This is a genomic window from Kitasatospora sp. NBC_01539 (assembly GCF_045040525.1).
Taxonomy (GTDB): domain Bacteria; phylum Actinomycetota; class Actinomycetes; order Streptomycetales; family Streptomycetaceae; genus Kitasatospora.
In genome coordinates, this window is the sequence record NZ_CP109390.1 from 1,827,203 (window position 1) to 1,844,436 (window position 17,234).

17 protein-coding genes are annotated in these 17,234 nt (G+C 74.3%); 8 read left to right on the plus strand and 9 right to left on the minus strand.

All coding sequences use genetic code 11. The features are described from left to right. The first annotated feature begins 104 nt into the window (after positions 1 to 104). The 4 genes from OG335_RS07725 to OG335_RS07740 all read left to right on the plus strand — a co-directional run bounded on the left by OG335_RS07725 (position 105) and on the right by OG335_RS07740 (position 4,571). Positions 105 to 1,478 (plus strand): diacylglycerol/lipid kinase family protein, encoded by a 1,374-nt coding sequence (locus tag OG335_RS07725; protein ID WP_405010279.1) that lies wholly within the window; start codon positions 105 to 107, stop codon positions 1,476 to 1,478. Between the two features lie 193 nt (positions 1,479 to 1,671). Next, positions 1,672 to 3,222 carry a PP2C family protein-serine/threonine phosphatase gene (locus OG335_RS07730; RefSeq protein WP_405010280.1) on the plus strand — a complete coding sequence of 517 codons (1,551 nt, stop codon included), beginning with the start codon at positions 1,672 to 1,674 and terminating at the stop codon, positions 3,220 to 3,222. Positions 3,223 to 3,394: 172 nt separating this feature from the next. Next, positions 3,395 to 4,249 carry an SDR family NAD(P)-dependent oxidoreductase gene (locus OG335_RS07735; protein WP_405010281.1) on the plus strand — a complete coding sequence of 285 codons (855 nt, stop codon included), beginning with the start codon at positions 3,395 to 3,397 and terminating at the stop codon, positions 4,247 to 4,249. A gap of 46 nt (positions 4,250 to 4,295) precedes the next feature. Then, a complete protein-coding gene (locus OG335_RS07740) occupies positions 4,296 to 4,571 on the plus strand; it encodes a DUF2087 domain-containing protein (protein WP_405010282.1) in 276 nt (91 codons plus the stop codon). A gap of 133 nt (positions 4,572 to 4,704) precedes the next feature. Here OG335_RS07740 and OG335_RS07745 read toward each other — a convergent pair whose 3' ends face one another. From OG335_RS07745 to OG335_RS07765, 5 genes are read right to left on the minus strand one after another with little or no spacing between them, the layout of a single operon-like run. Next, positions 4,705 to 6,141, minus strand: coding sequence for a cellulose binding domain-containing protein (locus tag OG335_RS07745; protein ID WP_405010283.1), 1,437 nt, complete (start codon positions 6,139 to 6,141; stop codon positions 4,705 to 4,707). 55 nt (positions 6,142 to 6,196) lie between these two features. Beyond that, positions 6,197 to 7,720, minus strand: a complete 1,524-nt coding sequence (locus tag OG335_RS07750) for a beta-N-acetylhexosaminidase (protein ID WP_405010284.1) — start codon at positions 7,718 to 7,720, stop codon at positions 6,197 to 6,199. 35 nt (positions 7,721 to 7,755) lie between these two features. After that, entirely contained in the window at positions 7,756 to 8,691 is a 936-nt protein-coding gene (locus OG335_RS07755; protein ID WP_405010285.1) for a carbohydrate ABC transporter permease, read from the minus strand. Next, positions 8,688 to 9,599, minus strand: a complete 912-nt coding sequence (locus OG335_RS07760; RefSeq protein ID WP_405010286.1) for a carbohydrate ABC transporter permease — start codon at positions 9,597 to 9,599, stop codon at positions 8,688 to 8,690. Before OG335_RS07760 ends, OG335_RS07755 begins: the two co-directional genes overlap by 4 nt. A 15-nt stretch (positions 9,600 to 9,614) precedes the next feature. Continuing rightward, the gene (locus OG335_RS07765) at positions 9,615 to 10,883 is read right to left on the minus strand and encodes an extracellular solute-binding protein (protein WP_405015330.1); all 1,269 of its coding nucleotides are present in this window, start codon (positions 10,881 to 10,883) and stop codon (positions 9,615 to 9,617) included. 218 nt (positions 10,884 to 11,101) lie between these two features. Here OG335_RS07765 and OG335_RS07770 point away from each other — a divergent pair, with 218 nt between their 5' ends. After that, a complete protein-coding gene (locus OG335_RS07770) occupies positions 11,102 to 11,875 on the plus strand; it encodes a GntR family transcriptional regulator (RefSeq protein ID WP_405010287.1) in 774 nt (257 codons plus the stop codon). 54 nt (positions 11,876 to 11,929) lie between these two features. Here the strand turns inward: OG335_RS07770 and OG335_RS07775 are convergent, their stop codons facing one another. Together OG335_RS07775 and OG335_RS07780 are read right to left on the minus strand one after the other, a co-directional pair. Beyond that, positions 11,930 to 12,301, minus strand: coding sequence for a hypothetical protein (locus OG335_RS07775; RefSeq protein ID WP_405010288.1), 372 nt, complete (start codon positions 12,299 to 12,301; stop codon positions 11,930 to 11,932). 152 nt (positions 12,302 to 12,453) lie between these two features. Next, positions 12,454 to 12,819, minus strand: coding sequence for a DUF6059 family protein (locus OG335_RS07780; RefSeq protein WP_405010289.1), 366 nt, complete (start codon positions 12,817 to 12,819; stop codon positions 12,454 to 12,456). Positions 12,820 to 13,003: 184 nt separating this feature from the next. On the opposite strand from OG335_RS07780, the gene OG335_RS07785 reads away from it, so the two are divergent. Further along, positions 13,004 to 13,534, plus strand: a complete 531-nt coding sequence (locus OG335_RS07785) for a DUF3761 domain-containing protein (RefSeq protein WP_405010290.1) — start codon at positions 13,004 to 13,006, stop codon at positions 13,532 to 13,534. 443 nt (positions 13,535 to 13,977) lie between these two features. Here the strand turns inward: OG335_RS07785 and OG335_RS07790 are convergent, their stop codons facing one another. Both OG335_RS07790 and OG335_RS07795 read right to left on the minus strand, forming a co-directional pair. Next, a complete protein-coding gene (locus OG335_RS07790) occupies positions 13,978 to 14,463 on the minus strand; it encodes a GNAT family N-acetyltransferase (protein ID WP_405015331.1) in 486 nt (161 codons plus the stop codon). 33 nt (positions 14,464 to 14,496) lie between these two features. Next, positions 14,497 to 14,901 carry an ankyrin repeat domain-containing protein gene (locus OG335_RS07795; protein ID WP_405010291.1) on the minus strand — a complete coding sequence of 135 codons (405 nt, stop codon included), beginning with the start codon at positions 14,899 to 14,901 and terminating at the stop codon, positions 14,497 to 14,499. Between the two features lie 310 nt (positions 14,902 to 15,211). Here OG335_RS07795 and OG335_RS07800 point away from each other — a divergent pair, with 310 nt between their 5' ends. Then, positions 15,212 to 15,406, plus strand: a complete 195-nt coding sequence (locus tag OG335_RS07800; protein ID WP_405010292.1) for a hypothetical protein — start codon at positions 15,212 to 15,214, stop codon at positions 15,404 to 15,406. Positions 15,407 to 15,494: 88 nt separating this feature from the next. Further along, positions 15,495 to 17,096, plus strand: coding sequence for an FtsK/SpoIIIE domain-containing protein (locus tag OG335_RS07805; protein ID WP_405010293.1), 1,602 nt, complete (start codon positions 15,495 to 15,497; stop codon positions 17,094 to 17,096). Positions 17,097 to 17,234: the final 138 nt, after the last annotated feature.

Sequence of the window (17,234 nt, forward strand, 5' to 3'; positions counted from 1 at the left end):
ACCCCGCACCGGACCGGTGCGGGGTGCCGCGGCGTGTCGCCCGCGTGGTGGACACGCGCGGGAGCCGCGCGAGGGGTCATCATCGGGTGGAGCGAAGGAGCGCGATGGCACCGTCCCCCTCCCGTGCACCGGCACCCGTCCCTGCGCCGGCACCCGTCCCTGCACCGGCCTCAGCCCGGCGGCTCGCCCGGCTGGCCCTGCTCTGCGCGGCCGCCGCCGTGGTGGTGCTGGCCGTGGAGTCCGGTGCGGCCGGCCTGCTGATCGCGGTCCTCGGCCTGGCGGCGCTGGCCCTCGCCGGGGCCGGGGCCTGGTGGGCGCTCGCGCACCGCGGCGCCGTCCGCGTGGCCGGCGGGGTGCTCGCGGTGGGCGCGCCGGTGGCCGTCGTGCTGCTCTACGCCCGCGCGGGGCTGTGGCCGGTCTCGCTGGCGGCGCTGCTCCTCCTGGCGGCGGCGACCGCCTGCGGGCAGGCCGCCGTGCGCCGGGTGCAGGCGCCGCCCGGCATGCCCGCACGGGCGTGCACCCCGCCGCGGCATCCGGTGCTGATCATGAACCCGAAGTCCGGCGGCGGCAAGGTCGGCCGCTTCGGCCTGGTCGCCAGGGCCGAGGCGCTGGGCGCCCGGGTGGTCCTGCTGGACACCACCGTCGAGACGGACGTCGCCGGACTCGCCCGCCGGGCGGTGGCCGAGGGCGCCGACCTGCTCGGCGTCGCGGGCGGCGACGGCACGATCGCGCAGGTGGCCGAGGTCGCGGCCGAGCACGGCCTGCTGTTCCTCGCCCTCCCGGCCGGCACCCGGAACCACTTCGCCATGGACCTCGGCCTCGACCGGGACGACCCCTCCCGCGCCCTGAAGGCGCTGGCCGGGGGCGAGGAGCTCCGGGTCGACCTGGGCGCGGTCGGCGGCCGGGCCTTCGTCAACACCGTCTCGTTCGGCGTCTACGCGCAGATCGTGCAGCGCCCGGAGTACCGCGGGGCCAAGACCGGGACGATCCTGGCCGCCCTGCCCGACCTCCTGCTCGGCTACACCGGCCACCCGCTCGACGCCTCGGCGGGCACCGCCCGGCTGGAGTCGCAGCAGGCGCTGCTGATCAGCAACAACCCGTACGCCCTGCCGGGCCCGACCGGCGCGGGCGGGCGGCGGCCCCGGCTCGACCTGGGCACCCTGGGCGTCGTGGGCGTACGCGTCGGCAACGCCGCCCAGGCCGCCGAGCTCGCCGTGCTCGGCACCCGCGCGGACGGCCTGCACGTGCTCACCGCCCCGGAGGTCACCGTCGGCTCGGCCGCGCCCACCATCCCGGTGGCCGTCGACGGCGAGGCCCTGCACCTGCCCACGCCCGTCACGTGCACCGTCCGGCCGGGGGCCCTGCGGGTCCTCGTCCCGGTGCACCGGCCGGGCACCCGGGCGGCCGCCCCGGCCGCGGGCTGGCGCGCCGTCGTCGACCTGGCCCTCGGCCGTCCCGCACCGGCGTCCGCCGGCTGAACGACGCCCGGCCCGGCCCGCGGCCACGGGTGGTGTCCGGGGCACAGGTGACCTTCGGCCCCTACACCGCCGCGACGACACCCCGCATGGTGGAGGGAGGGGCCCCGCCGGGACGCGGAGGGACGAAGGAGCATCGACACACCGGCGGAGCACAGGGGACGCAGCTCCGGCCGGTCAGGACAGGAGCAGTGCCATGCGGATCGGCCGCAGCCCGTCGGGAAACCCCTCGGCGGGCCTCTCGCCACGGGCCGCGATCGTGCTCGGCGCAGCCGTGCTGGCCGTCCCGCCCGCCGTGGGCAGCCTCGTCTTCGCCGACCTGCACGCCAGCAGCGCCCGGACGGTGGGGGTGATCCGGGAACGCCTGGATCCGGCCGCCACCGCGGCCCGGCACCTCGGCACCCTGGTCAACGGGCAGGCCGCCTCGCAGCGCGGCTACCTGCTGACCGGCGACCCGCGCTACCTCGCCGAGCTGAACGCCGGCACCGCCGACGCCGCCGAGACGTTCGCCGAGCTCAACGGCCGGGCCACCTCCGTACCCGGCCTGCACCTCGACCTCGCGCGGCTGGAGCACGAGCTGGCCACCTGGCTGAGCGGCCTGGACCCGGCCGGCGCACCGGCGGCGTACGCCGGACCGGACCGGGTGAGCGCGGCCGCCGTCCACGCGAGCGACCCGCACCGGCTCCTCGCGACCACCGGGCACATGACCGAACGGCTGATCGAGGAGCAGCAGTCGCTGCAGTCGGCCACGTCGTCGGAGCACCGCAGCATGCTGCTGGTCGTCACCCTGCTGACGGCCGTCCTGCTGACCGCGGTGGCCCTGCTGTTCGTGCTGGGCTCCCGGCGGTTCGTGACGCCGCTGACCGCCCTGGAGCGGCGGGTGCAGGAGGCGGCGCGCGGTGACGCCGGCGGCGGGTCGCACGCCCACGCGGGCTGGTTCGGCGGGGTCTTCGCCGAGGTGGAGCAGGTCCACACCCGGATGAAGGAGCTGCGGTGGGACGCCCGCCGCCACCGCGAGGCGCTCGTGCAGCACGGCGAGGCGGCGCTCGGCGTCTTCGAGTTCCTCGTCTCGCACACCGGCCCCGGCCCCGGGGTCGACGCCGCCGGGCACCTCGTCGCGGCGGAGGGCCTCGTCGCCGGCGACTTCTGGGACATCCTGCCGCTGCCGGGCGGCGCCACCGGCCTCGTCCAGGGCGACGTCTCCGGACACGGCGTGCAGGCGGGGCTGCTCGGGGCGGCCGCCAAGGCGAGGGCCTCCTCGGCGCTGCGCCTCGGCCACGGGCCCCGGGTCGCGGTGGAGTCCGCGTGGGGAGCGGTGGCGGCGGAGGACGAGCGGTTCGTCACGCTCGCCGTCGTCGTGGTCGACCCGGCCGCGGGCACGGTCGAGTGGGTCAACGCCGGCCACGAGCCGCCGGTGCTGCGGCGGGCCGACGGCACGGTGGAGCACCTGGGGAGCACCGGGCCGCTGGTCGGCGCGGTGGTCGACCCCGCGGACCGCCCGTGGCACAGTGCCCGGACCCCGCTCGGCGCCGGCGACCTGCTGGTGCTCGCCACCGACGGCCTGACCGAGGCGCGCAGCCCGCGCGGCGAGGAGTTCGGCGCCGACCGGGTGGCGCGGGTGCTGCGGGAGCCCGCGGCCGGCGACCCTGCGAGCGCCATCACCGGCCTCTACCTCGCCGTCGACCGGCACGGCATCGACTGGCAGCGCGACGACGTCACCGTCCTCGCCGCCCGGCTCACGCCGTAGGCCCCCGGGCCGTCCCGTCCGCCGCGGGCGCCTCCGAACGGTTGCACCGCAGCCCGCACGGCACGGCGACTTGCCCTGGAGTGCGCTCCGGCACCGACGATGGGGGCACCCCGAAACCCGCGGGCCGCCCCCGGCGGACCGGCCCGCGCCGACCGTACGGAGCGGCACACCCATGACCACCGACCTCCCTGTCGTCCTGATCACCGGCACCTCCAGCGGCATCGGCCTGGAGACCGCGATCGGCACCGCCCGCGCCGGCCTGCACGTCGTCGCGACGATGCGCGACACCGGCCGCGGCACGGCACTGCGCCGCGCCGCGGAGGAGGCCGGGGTGGCCGGACGGATCGAGGTCCGGCCGCTGGACGTCACCGACGCGGCGTCGGCGCAGGCGTGCGTCGCGGCCGTCGCCGCCGACCACGGACGGCTCGACGCCGTCGTCAACAACGCCGGCGCCGGCCGGGTCGGCACCCTGGAGCTCGACGGCGTCTCCCGCGTGCGCGAGGTCATGGAGGTCAACTTCTTCGGCGTGCTGACCGTCACCGAGGCCGCGATGCCGCACCTGCGGGCCGCCCGCGGGCGGCTCGTCACGGTCACGAGCGTGGGCGGCGTCGTCGGCCAGCCGTTCAACGAGGCGTACTGCGCGGCGAAGTTCGCCGTCGAGGGCTTCATGGAGTCGCTGCACCCCGTCGCGGCCGGACTCGGCGTGGCCGTGACCGTCGTCGAGCCCGGCGCCGTCGCCACCGAGTTCGCGCGCACCGCGGGGGCGGGCGACGGTCCGGAGGAACGGGCCGAGCGGTCCGGGCCGTACGGGCCCGCCCTGCGCGCCTACCTGGCCCGCACGGCGGAGGTCTTCGCCTCGGCGCAGTCGGCGGCCGACGCGGCGGCCGTGATCGTCGACGTGCTCGGCGCGGACCGCCCGCCCCTGCGGGTGCAGACCTCGGAGCGGGCCCGCGCCTTCACCGGCCTCAAGCTCGCCGACCTCGACGGCTCCGCGGTCACCGGCCTGACCGCCGGCTGGGTGGCCTGAGAAAACGCCTTGCCCGCGGGCGGCCGGCCGGGGCAGGCTCGGAGGCATGTCCGACCACCTCTCCCCCGCTCCCCCGCAGATCGCGGCGCTCTTCTCGCACGGCCGCCTGACGGCCGTGCCCCGCCGGACGGCCCGCCGCGAGCAGCTGCTCGCCCACCTCGCCGGGACGCTCTTCGAGCCCGGCCGGACGTACCGCGAGGCGGAGGTCAACGACGTGCTGCGCACGGTGTTCGACGACCACCCGGCGCTGCGCCGCTACCTGGTGGAGGCGGGCCTGCTGGTCCGTACCCGGGACGGCTCCGCGTACCACCGGGCCGACTGAACCCGGCCCGCACCGGACCCGTCACCCCGGCCCGGACGCACCGACCCCGGACGCACCGGGGCCCGCCCGGCGGTGCAGGGAGGCCGGGCGGGCCGAGGGGAGCTGCGGCCGGCGGCACGGCGCCGCCGGGGGGTCAGCTACCGGGGACGGTGTCGGTGAACGTCGTGCCGGCCGTGCGGTAGCCGGTGACCTTCGCCGCCACCTGGGCGGGGGTGAGCACCTGGTCCTTGACGAAGTACACGTAGTCGACCTGCTGGTCGTACGACCGTGCGGTGGTGCTGGTCTGGCCGTTGAGGTCGATCAGCCAGTGGTTGAAGTCGATGAACTGCCCGGTCTCGGGCAGGTACGGCTCGCCGTGGGTGCCGAAGACCTGGCCGTCGATGTAGTAGGTGATGGCGTTGGAGTCGATGGTGATCTGCAGGTCGTGCCAGCCGTCGTAGGAGATCCGGCTCTCGGTGTGGGTGTTGACGGCGTTCCACGGGTCCGGGTTGTAGGTCTCCCAGGACGTGGCGTACATGATGTTGCTCTGCTCGCCCCAGCCGCCGTTCGGCAGGTACTCGAAGTCCTGCTCGCCGTAGTTGGGGTCCATCGGCGCGTTGAGCGGCGTGAAGGCGAAGAACGTCTGGTTGACGTGGTCGCCGTCGGGGCCGCCGGTCGGGGTGTCGTCGAACTTCACCCGGGCCGCGTACGTGCCGAACTTGAACTTCTGTGCGGTGCTCTGGAGTTCGGTCTCCTTGGTACCCGCGGCGGTGCCGTTGGTGGTGAGCCGCATGTTCATGATCGAGTTGCTGAAGGTGATGTCGGCCGGCGACCACGTCGCACCGGGCACGCCCGGGCCGCCCTGGCCCGACTTCACCGTCCAGCCGTGCTGCTGCACGGCCGGCTCGGTGCTGCTGGTGTAGCTGAAGTCGTCGAACAGCGCCGGGGCGTTGGGGTCGGTCGGCGGCGTGGTGGGCGGGTTGGTCGGGGGCGTGGTGGGCGGCGTGGTGGGGTTGTTCCCGGCCGGGGCGGTGCCCCAGACGAGCGCGCCCGCACGCTGCAGCGTGACCTTGTTCCAGTTCGCGTACGCGGTCTGCGCGCCACTGAACGAGTAGTCGTCCGACTGGGTCAGGGTCTGCCAGTCGGCACGGTAGAAGCGCAGCTGCATGTCGCCGGTGTTCTGACCGGGGGCGAGCGAGCCGGCGCCGGAGGTGAAGCCGATCTCCAGGTAGCGGTCGGCGGTGGCCGTGGGGTTGGCCAGGGTGCCGAACGTGCCGGTGATGTTGCCGCAGCCCTTGACCGCCCACGAGCAGGCGAAGCGGTAGGAGACCGACGGGCCGTCCGACTTGAAGTAGTAGCGCAGCTTCAGGTCGGAGAGCGGCACGGTGGTGGAGCCGGTGTTGACCACCTCGAACCACGGCTCGACCTGGTCGGCGGTGGCACCGGTGGCGCTGGTGCGGTACTGCACGCTCAGTGCCTCGGCCGCGGACGCGGTGGGGGCGGTGACCAGCGCCGCGCCGGCGAGGCCGGCGGCGGTGCAGACGGCCAGCGCGGCGCGGGTGCGGCGCGGGATGCGGAGCTTTCCTGACACGGTGGATCCCTTTCCTGTGGGGGCGGTACGGGACTCCTGCTGCACGGTGCAGGGGTTACAGCAGGACGGTGCGGTGGATCCCCAGCGCGGCCAGGCGGGGTGCGTGGCTGCGCAGGGTCGGCAGGAAGTCGGTGGTCCAGTCGCTGGCCGGGTTCCAGGCGCGGTCGGCGAGGGCCAGGAGCCGCGGGAACGCCAGGTAGTCGAACTGGTCGGGGGTGGCGACGAACTCGCTCCACAACTGGGCCTGGGTGCCGAGCACGTGGGCGCGTTCGGCGTCCGTCCAGTGCCCGGGGCCGGGCTCGTTGGCGTGCACGGTGTGCAGGTCGACGACGGCGCCGGCCTGACCGAGCGGTTCGTCGGCACGGTCGGACTGCGGGTAGTCGAGGTACGTGGAGCGGTGCGGGGTCATCACCACGTCGTGGCCGGCGCGGGCGGCGGCCAGCCCGTGGTCGCCGTCGCGCCAGGGCATCACGGTGAACTCGGGCGGCAGGGTGGAGGTGCTGTCCTCCGCCCAGACGACCGGGCGGCGCCCGGCGGCGAGCAGGTGGGCGCCGACCTGGCGGAGGAACCACCCGTGCAGCGCCTTCGGTGCGGGCAGGCCGAGTTCGGCGGTGCGCGCGAGCGCGGCGGGGCCGCTCTCCCACTCCTCGGTGGGGCACTCGTCGCCGCCGAGGTGCACGTACGGGGACGGGAAGATCTCCATCACCTCGTCCAGCACGGTGCGGCAGAAGTCGAGCACCGCGTCGTGCACGCCGAGGACGGTGGGGCACACGCCCCACTCCGTCCAGACGTCGAGCCGCTGCTCGGGCCGGTTGCCGAGGTGCGGGTAGGCGGCGAGGGCCGCGCGGGCGTGGCCCGGCATCTCGATCTCGGGCATCACGGTGACGCCGCGGTCGGCGGCGTACCGCACGAGGGTGCGCAGCTCGTCCTTGGTGTACGCGCCGCCGTGCGGGGTGTCGTCGTAGCGGGTGGAGCCGGCGTGGCCGATCATCGACCGGGCCCGCACGGACCCGACCTCGGTGAGCAGCGGGTACGCGTCGACGGGCATCCGCCAGCCCTGGTCGTCCGTCAGGTGCAGGTGCAGGACGTTGAGCCGGTGCAGGGCCATCCGGTCGACGGTGCGCAGGAGGTGCGCGAGCGGCTGGAAGTGCCGGGCGGTGTCGACCATGAGGCCACGCCACGGGTAGCGGGGCCGGTCGGTGATCGTGACGCAGGGCAGCGTCCAGGCGGTGCCGGTGACCGGACGGTCGGCGAGCGCCTCGGCGGGGAGGAGCTGGCGCAGGGTCTGGACGGCGTTGAGGAGCCCTGCGGGCCGGGCCGCCCGCAGGACGGCCCGCTCGGGGGTGACGGTGAGCCGGTAGCCCTCCTCGCCGCAGTCCGGGGAGAGGGCCGGGTCGACGGCGAGGTCGACGGTGCCCTCGACGGCGGGGACGAACGGGAGGCCGGTGGCGGGGGCGAGCAGGGTGCGCAGCAGGCGGGCGGCGCCCTCGGCGGCGGCGTCGGCGCTCAGGGTGGTGCGGGGGTCGAGGGTGAGCCGGCCGGTGCCGGCGGCGAGATGGACGGGCGTCGGAATGATCACGGTTTCGGTTCTCTCCGGGGAGGGTTCGGGCGCGGTCAGCCCTTGACGGCGCCGGCGGTCATTCCGGTGGTGACGTTCTTCTGCAGGACGAGGAAGACCAGCAGGACGGGCAGCATGAAGAGCGAGGAGGCGGCCATGGTGGCGCCCCAGTCGGTGCCGAAGACGTTGGCGAACGAGGAGAGCCAGACGGGCAGGGTGCGGGCGTCCTGGTTCTTGATGATGAGCGTGTTGGCGAAGGCGAACTCGTTCCAGGCGGTGATGAAGCCGAAGAGCGAGGTGGCGAGCAGGCCGGGGGCGAGCAGCGGCAGCGTGACGCGGCGGAAGGCGGTCGGCCGGGTACAGCCGTCGACGAGTGCGGCCTCCTCCAGTTCGGCGGGGATGGAGGCGAGGAAGCCGCGCAGCGTGACGATGGTGAAGGGCAGGGTCGTCATGAAGTAGACGAGGGTGAGCATGCTCAGGCTGTCGAGCATGTCGGTGTCGCGGGCGATGACGTACATCGGGATGAGCAGGGCTTCCCAGGGCGCCATCTGGGCGGTGAAGACGAGCAGGATGAAGGCCCGGCGGCCGCGCCAGCGCATCCGGCCGACGGCGAACGCGGCGAGGAGCGCCACCACGAGGGCGAGCAGCACGGCCCCGAGGGTGACGGCGAGGCTGTTGCGCCAGAAGGTGCCGAAGCCCTCGGCGTCGACGGCGGTGCGGAAGTGCGCGACCGTCGGGTGGAGCGGCAGGAAGGTCGGGGTGTCCGCCTGGATCTCGGCGGTCGGCTTGAACGCGGTGGTGACCATCCAGTAGACCGGGAAGGCCGAGACCGCGAGCACCGCGAGGGCGGCGAGGTTGAGCGGCAGCCGGCGCAGGGCGCGACGCACGGTGCGGGCGGTCGCGGAGGTCCTGGCGGTACGGGCTTCGCGGGCGGGCCACGGGGCCGGGGCGGGCGGTGCGGCGGGCGCGGCCGGGACGGCGGGTGCGGTCACAGGGCTTCCCCTTCCTGGCGGAACATGCGGCGCAGGTTGAAGACCAGTGCGGCGAGCAGGATCAGCACGGTGAGTGTGGAGACCGCCGACCCGAGGTCGTACTTGTGCAGCGACTGGGCGATCTGGAAGGCGTACACGGGCAGGGTGGTGGTGGCGCCGTACGGGCCGCCCTGGCTGACCACCCAGATCTGGGCGAAGCACTTGAAGGTCCAGATCACCTCCAGCGAGGTGACGAGGGCGAAGAGCGGCCGCAGGGTGGGGAAGGTGACGAGCCGGAACGTCTGCCAGGGGCCGGCGCCGTCGATGGTGGCGGACTCGTAGAGCTCGCCGGGGATGGTGGTGAGCCCGCCGTAGAGCGTGAGGGCGGCGAACGGCACGGACTGCCAGACGATCAGCATCACGAGGATGGCGAAGGTCGCGTTGCTGTGGGCGAACCAGGCGTACTCGCGGTACCCGTGCAGCCCCAACTGGTCAAGCAGCCAGTTGACCACCCCGAAGCGGGACTGGAACAGCCACTGGAAGATGGTGGTCGCGGCGATCACCGGGGTGGCCCAGGCGAGGACGAGCGCGCTCATCACCGCGAGCCGCATCCGCCGGCCGAGGCGTACGAGCATGAGGGCTATGAGGGTGCCGATCCCGGTGATCAGCACGGTGTTGAGAGCCGTCCAGACCAGGGTGCGGCGCACGACGGTCCAGAACTCGGGGTCGGACAGCACCTCGGCGTAGTTGTCGGTGCCGACGAACGGCGCACCGCCACGGATGAGTTCGGCAAGCCGGAAGTGCTGGAACGACATCAGCAGGTTGCGGACGAGCGGGTAGACCAGGAGGTACGCCGCGCCCACCAGGGTGGGGGCGACGAGCAGATACGGCCAGACCCGGCGCAGCGGGGCCAGGGGGGCGGTGGGCACGGCGTGGTACTCCCGTCAGGACGTGCTGTTGAGGGCCTTGGTGATGGCGTCGGAGGCGGCCTTGCCGGCGGTGGCCGGGTCGGCGCCGGTGAGCACCTGGGTCATGTACTGCTTGATCGGGTTGTTGGCCTCGACCGCCGCCCAGTTGGGCGAGTTGGGGGTGGCGTGGCCGTTGACGGCGCCCGCGGCCATGGCCACCGCGCCGTCGTTGCCGGCGAGCACCCCGGCGAGCGACGTGCGGTTCGGCACGTAGCTCATCTCCTTGGCCATGTCGCTCTGCCACTTCTCGCCGGCCAGCGCCTTGACCACCTCGTAGGCCGCGGCCTGGTGCTGCGAGGCCTCGGGAATGACGAGGTCGGAGCCGCCGGTGAAGACCGCGCCGGGCTTGTCGGCGGTCTTGCCGGGGATGGGGAAGAAGCCGAGCTTGTCCTTGAGCGCCGGGTTGGCCTTGATGATGGCGTTGGCGCCGCCGGGGGTGGAGATGACCTGCGCGCTGTGGCCCTTGGCGAAGACCTCGGCCTGCAGCGGCTTGGCCTCGTCGGAGTCCTTGGGGCCCTTGCCGAGCGCCTGGAGCTTCTTGTAGAAGTCGATGCCGGCCTGTGCCTGCGGGGTGTCGAGGGCACCGGCCCACTTCCCGTCGGCGCCCTTGGTGGCGAGGTCGCCGCCCTCGTCCCAGACGAAGCCCGCGAGGGCGTACCAGGTCTGGCCGGTGAGGTAGATGCCGTCGTTGCCGCCGGTGTTGAGCTTGGCGGTGTCGGTGAGCCACTCGTCGCGGGTCTTCGGCGGGGCGGTGATGCCGGCCTGGGCGAAGAGGTCCTTGTGGTAGATGACGACGCGGTTGGCGGCGTACCACGGGACGCCGTACTGCTTGCCGTCGATCTTGCCGGGCTCGGCGAGGCCGGGGATCCAGTCGGCGCCCTGGAGGTCGGTGACCTTGTCGCTGAGGTCCTTGACGCCGCCGCTGGCCGCGTACTGGGCGACCTGGGTGTTGCCGACCTCGATGACGTCGGGTGCGTCCTTGCTGGCCAGAGCACTGGTGATCTTCTGGCCGATGCCGTCCCACTCCTGGATCTGGATGTTCAGGGTGGTTCCGGCGTGGGTGGCCTCGAAGTCGGCCTCGAAACGCTTGAGGAAGCCGTCGGACACGCTGTCGCGCATGATCCAGACGGTGAGTTCGGCGGGGGCGGCGGCGTCGCCGCCGCCGGTGGTTCCGCCGGAGGAGCTGCACGCGGTGAGCCCGGCGAGCGAGAGGGCGGCGACGGCGGCGAAGGCGCGGAAGGACATGGGAGGTCTCACGGAGGGGGTCACCTCGGGGAAGGGAGCGAAAACTTACCACTTGCGGACTGGCCTGCTACTGGTAAGAGAAGGTGGCATAGACCAGTCGGGCCGTCAAGGCTCGAAACCACCTGGTAACGCAAACACTTTGCTTCGTACGGGGAGATTGGTGCAGACTGGTCAACAGCTGGCTAGCTCCGCCGGCACCAGTACAGGAAGAGGTGGACATGGCTGGGGAGACCGCCGGTCCCGCGTACAAGCGCACCCGGGTCCGCGACTATCTGCGCGACCTGGTCGAGGCCCGGTCGCCCGGCGACCCGATCCCCTCCGAACGCACCCTCTGTGAGCAACTCGAAGTCTCCCGGCCGACGTTGCGCTCGGCCGTCGACGAGCTCGTCTCCACCGGCCTGATCGTCCGCGAGCACGGCCGCGGCATGTTCGTCGCCCCCGCGAAGATCACCCAGCAACTCGCCGCCGCCACCGACGACCACGCCTTCGTCCTCCCCCGGGCCGCGGGCATCTGGGCCAGCCGCGTCCTGGAGTTCTCCGTGGTGCAGGCCGGCGCCCGGGTCGGCCGCAAGCTGCGCATCTCCCCCGCCGTCGAGATCGTCTACATCGCCCGGCTGCGCCTCGTCGACGGCGAACCGATGGCCATCGAGTACCTGCACGTCCCCGCCGCACTCGTCGGCGGGCTGCAGTCCACCGACATGGAGAGCGGCGACTTCTACGAACTCCTCCGCGACGCCTACGACGTGCGGGTGCACGAGGCCGAGCAGTCCATGGAGCCGACCGTCGTCAGCGAGAAGGAGGCCCGGCTGCTCACCGTGCCCGTCCTCTCCCCCGCCCTCCACGTCGAACGCCTCACCACCGACCGCACCGGCCGCCCGGTCGAGTACGTGCACTCGCTCTACCGCGGCGACCGCTACCGCATCGTCTCCCACCTCTCGCTCGGCGACGCCGACCAGGACGCCGGCCGCCCCCAGCTGCGACCCACGGACTGACGCGGGGCGTCCCGGGCGGCGCCCGGACGGTCCGGCGGTGTGCTGCGGCGGCCGTCAGTCCGGCGCCGGGCAGGGCGCCTCCCGCCGGGCGCCGGGCAGCGGGCCGGGCTGGTCCGCCAGCCGGTCGCGCGCCTGCCGGAGCAGGGTGTGCGCGGCCCGCAGGTGGCGGACGACCTGCGGCAGGAACGCGCCCAGGAAGCGGTCCGCGCAGCCGAGTTCGGCGGACGCGGCGGTGATCAGCAGGCCCGCCTCGGCGAGGGCGGGACAGCGGTGGTCGGCGGCGGCCTCGGCGCCGATCACCGCGGTGAGACCGGCGAGTTCACTCGTGCCGGGGTCGTCGAGGTCGTCCTCGCCCCATAACCGGAGCTCGGCGGAGATGGTGGCGAGAAGGTCGTTGCGCCGTCCGGCCCACCAGTCGTCTGTCACGTACGGATCATCTCCGAACGGCCGGTCCCGCGTGGCGTGGTCCGCCGATCCGCTACCCGATCGGGTTGCCTCCGGCCCGGCCCCGTTTCGGCGACGGCCCGTCATGTCACGTCCCGTCGACCGGTGTTCGGAACACAGGCCCTGCCGGACGGCTACCCGGAGGCATCTCCCCCCGATCGGGTGGCGGGTGGCACCGGTGTGCGGACGCCGGGGCGACCGGCCCGGCGCCCGGATGCCGTGTCTCCGACGTCCTGCCGCCGCCCCGTCCGCGCTCCGAACCTCCGGGCGCGGCCGGACAGTCGGCGATCCAGTGCCGCCTCGACGGCCGTCAGCGGCACGTCCGGGCACAGCCGCTCGGGGTGGCCGGGCCCGGGACCGGCCGACGGTGCGGGAGCCGGGGCTGCCGGCGGGACGAACCCGGCGCTGCAGCCGTACGCGACCAGGCCGCGGGCCAGGCCGCGGAGGAGGCGGTCGAGGAGAGGGCGGTCGAGGAGGGGCTGGTCAAGGAGGAGGCGCACCCGCCGACCATGCCCGGTCGGGCCGCGGACGGGCCCGTACGGCGCTCCGGTCGGGAGCGGATCTCCGCCGTTCGACGGCAGCGGGGCTCGACGGGAGGCTGCGGGCGGCGCCCGGATCGCAGTTCGGTACGGATATCCGATTACCCGCCCGTATCACTCTGCGCGTGCCCTAGGTTGACCGGCCGTGACCACCCCCAACACCGGCCGGCGGCTGCTGCCCGCCGCTGCCCTGCTGACCCTCGCCCTCCTCACCGCGGCCTGCGACCCGAACGCCGCCCCGACCACCGGCGCCGCCCCGGCCCGCACCGCCACGACGGCGGCCGCGGCGAGCCCCACGCCCACCCCCTCCGTGCCGGAGCCGGCGGACTCCTCCGCCGATGCGTCCCCCTCGCCGACCCCGGCCGCCCCGTCCTCGGCCCCGCCGCCGCCGCCCACGACCGCACCCCCCGCGACCCGCACCACCGCACCCGCCCGCACCACCGCACCGGCCCGGACGACCGCCCCGGCCCGCACCACCAGGCCCGCGGCCCCGGCCACGACGAAGGCCGGGGGCTCCTGCGCGCACCACACGGTGGGCTCCTGCGGCTGGGACCTCGGCCTCACCCCGGTGTCGTCCTCCGAGATGGCCGAGTGCAAGGACGGCACGGTCTCGTACTCCACGAGCTTCTCCGGCACCTGCTCGCACCACGGCGGCGTCCGCTACTGGTTCAAGTGACCGCGGGCCCGAGTGCTTCGTCGGCTGGCCGGGCCGCGTCGGCCGGGCCGTGCCGGGCTCCGCGCGGAAGAGTCCGTGCGCACGGCCGGCGAAGCACTCGGGCGCACCCGGCAGCTTCCCGGCGGCCTCCACCGCGCCCTTCCCGGTGACCGGCCACTGCCCCGCAGGCCCGCGCAGGGCCTGCGTCGGCAGCCCGACCGTACGGAACAGGCAGCCGTGCACGCAGGCCGTGTCCCGCGGCACCCCGGCGGCGCCGGCCGGCACGAAGGGCGTCTCCCGGCGGGCGTGCGCCGCGATGGCCGCGCCCGGCGCCGCCGGGTACCGTACGGTCTCCGCCCGGAGGGCCGTCGGTTCCCCGCCCGGCGGGGGCGCGGACGACTGGACGGCCGCCGGACGTCACGGGGAGGGGTCCGGGCACCCGCCCGTGCCGGGCCGCCGCGGCGTCAGGCGTCGAGCACCTTGCCCAGGCAGACGTTCTGCGGGGAGTCCTTGTAGTAGCCGAACTTCGTGATCGGCCGGTAGCCCTCCGACGTGTAGAGGGCGATCGCCTCGGGCTGCTCGGTGCCGGTCTCCAGGACGAGCCGGGTGCGGCCGGCGCCGACGGCGGCGGACTCCAGGTGCCGCAGGACCGCCCGGGCGAGGCCGCGCCCGCGGGCGTGCTCGACGACGTACATCCGCTTCAGTTCGGCGTCGCCGTCGCGGAGGCCGTCCGCGTCGCTCTCCTTGACCCGCCAGCCGCCGCACGCGACCGGGCCGCCGTCGAGGTAGCCGACCACGAAGAGGCCGTACGGCGGGTCGAAGTGGTCCTCGTGCATCGACGTGTGGTCGATGTCCCCGTAGCGGCGGACGTACTCCTGCTGCACCTCGGCGGCGAGTTTCGCGGCGTCGGGGTGCCCGTAGCCGGTGGTCCGTATCTCGATGCCCGACATGTTCGACATGGTCACCAAGCGTACGGGTGCAGGTCAGCGCTCCTCGAACCGGGCGACCAGCTCGTCCTTGCCGAACATCCGGGCGGTGTCGAGCGCCGAGGGGGTGCCCGCGGCGGGGTCGGCCCCGCCGGCCAGCAGGGCCGCGCAGACGCCGTCGTGTCCCTTGAAGACGGCGCCGGCGAGCGGGGTCTGGCCCCGGTCGTTGGCCCGGTCGGCCTCGGCGCCGCGCGCCAGCAGGGCCTCCACCGCCCCGGCGTGACCGTGGTACGCGGCGAGCATGAGCAGGGTGTCGCCGCGGTCGTTGGTGAGGTCGGCGGGTGCCCCGGCGTCCAGGTAGGCGGCCAGCAGGCCCGCGTCGCCGGCCCGCGCGGCGTCGAAGAGCCTGCCCGCGAGGGCGATGACCTCGGCGTCGGGCGTCGTCCTGCTGTCGTCGGCCATGAGCTGCCTCCCTGGGTCGCCGGCGGGTGCCGATCTTGCGCGGGTGTGTCGTACGCACGGTAGCGGACGAGGCCAGGGCCGGATGGTCACGCATCCGTTCGAGCGAATTTGCCGTGTACGCCGAACGCGATCACGCCGTGGGGGGACGCCTGTGAGCGCACGGCCGAGGCTCGGTACGCATACCTCCGATGTACCGGTCCGGAGCAGGTCCACCCATTTGCCACATTCCATCGTCTTTTACTTTTTGTCACGATGATGACGCTTTCCGTAACACTGTCCCCCCGCACACCCTCCACGAGGAGCTGACCACGTGATCCTCTCCATTTCCGGCATCGTCCTCTTCGGCACCATCGCCTTCCTCTTCTTCCGCCGGGACGGACTCAAGGTCTCGCACGCCCTGGTCTGCGCGCTGTTCGGCTTCTACGTCGCAGGCTCCTCGATCGCCCCCAGCATCACGGCGGGCGGCGCGAGTCTCGCCGGACTCATCGGAGGCATCAACTTCTGATCCGCCCGCACCTCCACGGCCCGGGCGCGGATCCCACCGCCCCGGGCCTTCCCCCCTCCACCGCCGTCCCACGCTCGGGGAGCCCGCCTTGTCCCTCACCCGCCACCTCAGCCGCGGCCGTGACCTCGCCCGGACCGCAGGCGACCACGCCGCCGACATGTTCGCCCCGCTCACACTCCTGGGGCGCGGGCTCCGGCACCACGCCGACTGGGCGAGGAAGCAGTGGGCCGCCACCCCCGGGGAACGGCGCGGCCCCACGCTCTTCCTGACCGCCGCCGTCGCACTCGGGATCTTCCTGCTGCCGCACGGCCTGCTGTTCGCCCTGATCGCCCTGATGGCGAGCGCCGCCTGGGCGGGACGCCGCCCCAAGGCCGCCGCCGACCCCGAACCGGACGTCGCCGACGTCAAGCTCTCCGCACTCTACGCGGCCCTGACGCCCTACCTCGCCGGGCCGGACGACATGAGCCCGCTCTACAGCTTCGACGGGCAGTACAAGACCGCCTTCGCCGGGTGGGAGTTCGACGCCGACGGCCGCCTGACCGCCCTGGAGATCGCCTACCCGCCGTACTTCACCGACACCGAGCCGGCCGCCCGGGCCCGGATCGAACAGGTCGTCCAGGGCAAGGCCGGCCGCGCCCGCGAGTACCGCTTCGACTGGGACGAGGAGTCGAACCGCCTGCGGGTCACCGCCCTCGCCCCGCTGGCCACCGACATCGCCGCACAGCTCTTCGTCACCGCGCCCGGCGAGATCGTGCTCGGCTTCACCGACGCGCTCGGCAGCAGCCGCACCATCCCGGTCAACCAGGCGGGCAGCACCGCCCAGCAGCCGCCCGTGGTGTGGCGGGTCGGGCCGCGCTCCGCCGAGCCGCACCTGCTCGCACTCGGCTCCGGCGGCTCCGGCACCTCCACACTGCTGCGCTCGATCGCCCTGCAGGCCCTGCAGCTGGGCGACCTCGTGGTGATCGACGGCGCCGGCACCGGCGAGCACGCCTGCCTCGTGAACCGGCCCGGCGTGCACACCGTCGAGACCAGCCTGCACGGTGCGGTGGCCGCGCTGGAGTGGGCGGCCAAGGAGACCGAGCGGCGGCTCGCCCTGCTGACGGCCGCCCGGCAGTCCGGCATCGCCGCCCCCGAGGACACCACCCGGCCGCTGTGGCTGCTGCTCGACCACCCCACCGAGCTGAGCGAGCTCGCCCAGGCCGAGGGCCGCACCGACCCGCAGGACCTCCTGGAGGTGCCGCTGCGCCACGGCCGGGCCGCCCGGGTGACCGTGGTCGTCGCCGAGGACGTCGAGGCGCTGGACCGCCTCAGGCCCGCCGTGCGCGCCGCGACCCGGGCGAAGGTCGTGCTCGGCCCCACCAGCCCCGACCTGGGCCGGGCCGCACTCGGCGCCGCGCTGGACATCACGCCCGCCGCCCACACCCCGGCCGGACGCGGCTACGCCCGGATCGGCACGGCCGCGCCCGTGCGCCTGCAGGTGCCGGCCACGGTCGACCCGCTCGACGAGGACGCGCCGGCCCCGCTGCGGGACGCCGTGATCGCCCTGCTGCCGCACCGCGACACCCGGACGGAGGCTGCCGCGCCCGCCGCCCCGCCCTCCCCCGTCGACCGGGCGGAGCAGTTGGTCGCCGAGCTCGGTGACCAGCTGAGCAAGGAGCCCGGCGGCGTCCGCCCGCGACCGGCGTGGTGAGCACCCGGACGGGGTGACCGGAATGTGGCGTTCGGCCGATCGCTGTGTGCTCCAGGGGTGGCACCGAGGGTGACATCCCCGATCAGATGTGACAAATCGGGCGCCAATGGGTACAAACATGGGCGGCACGACAGGCGA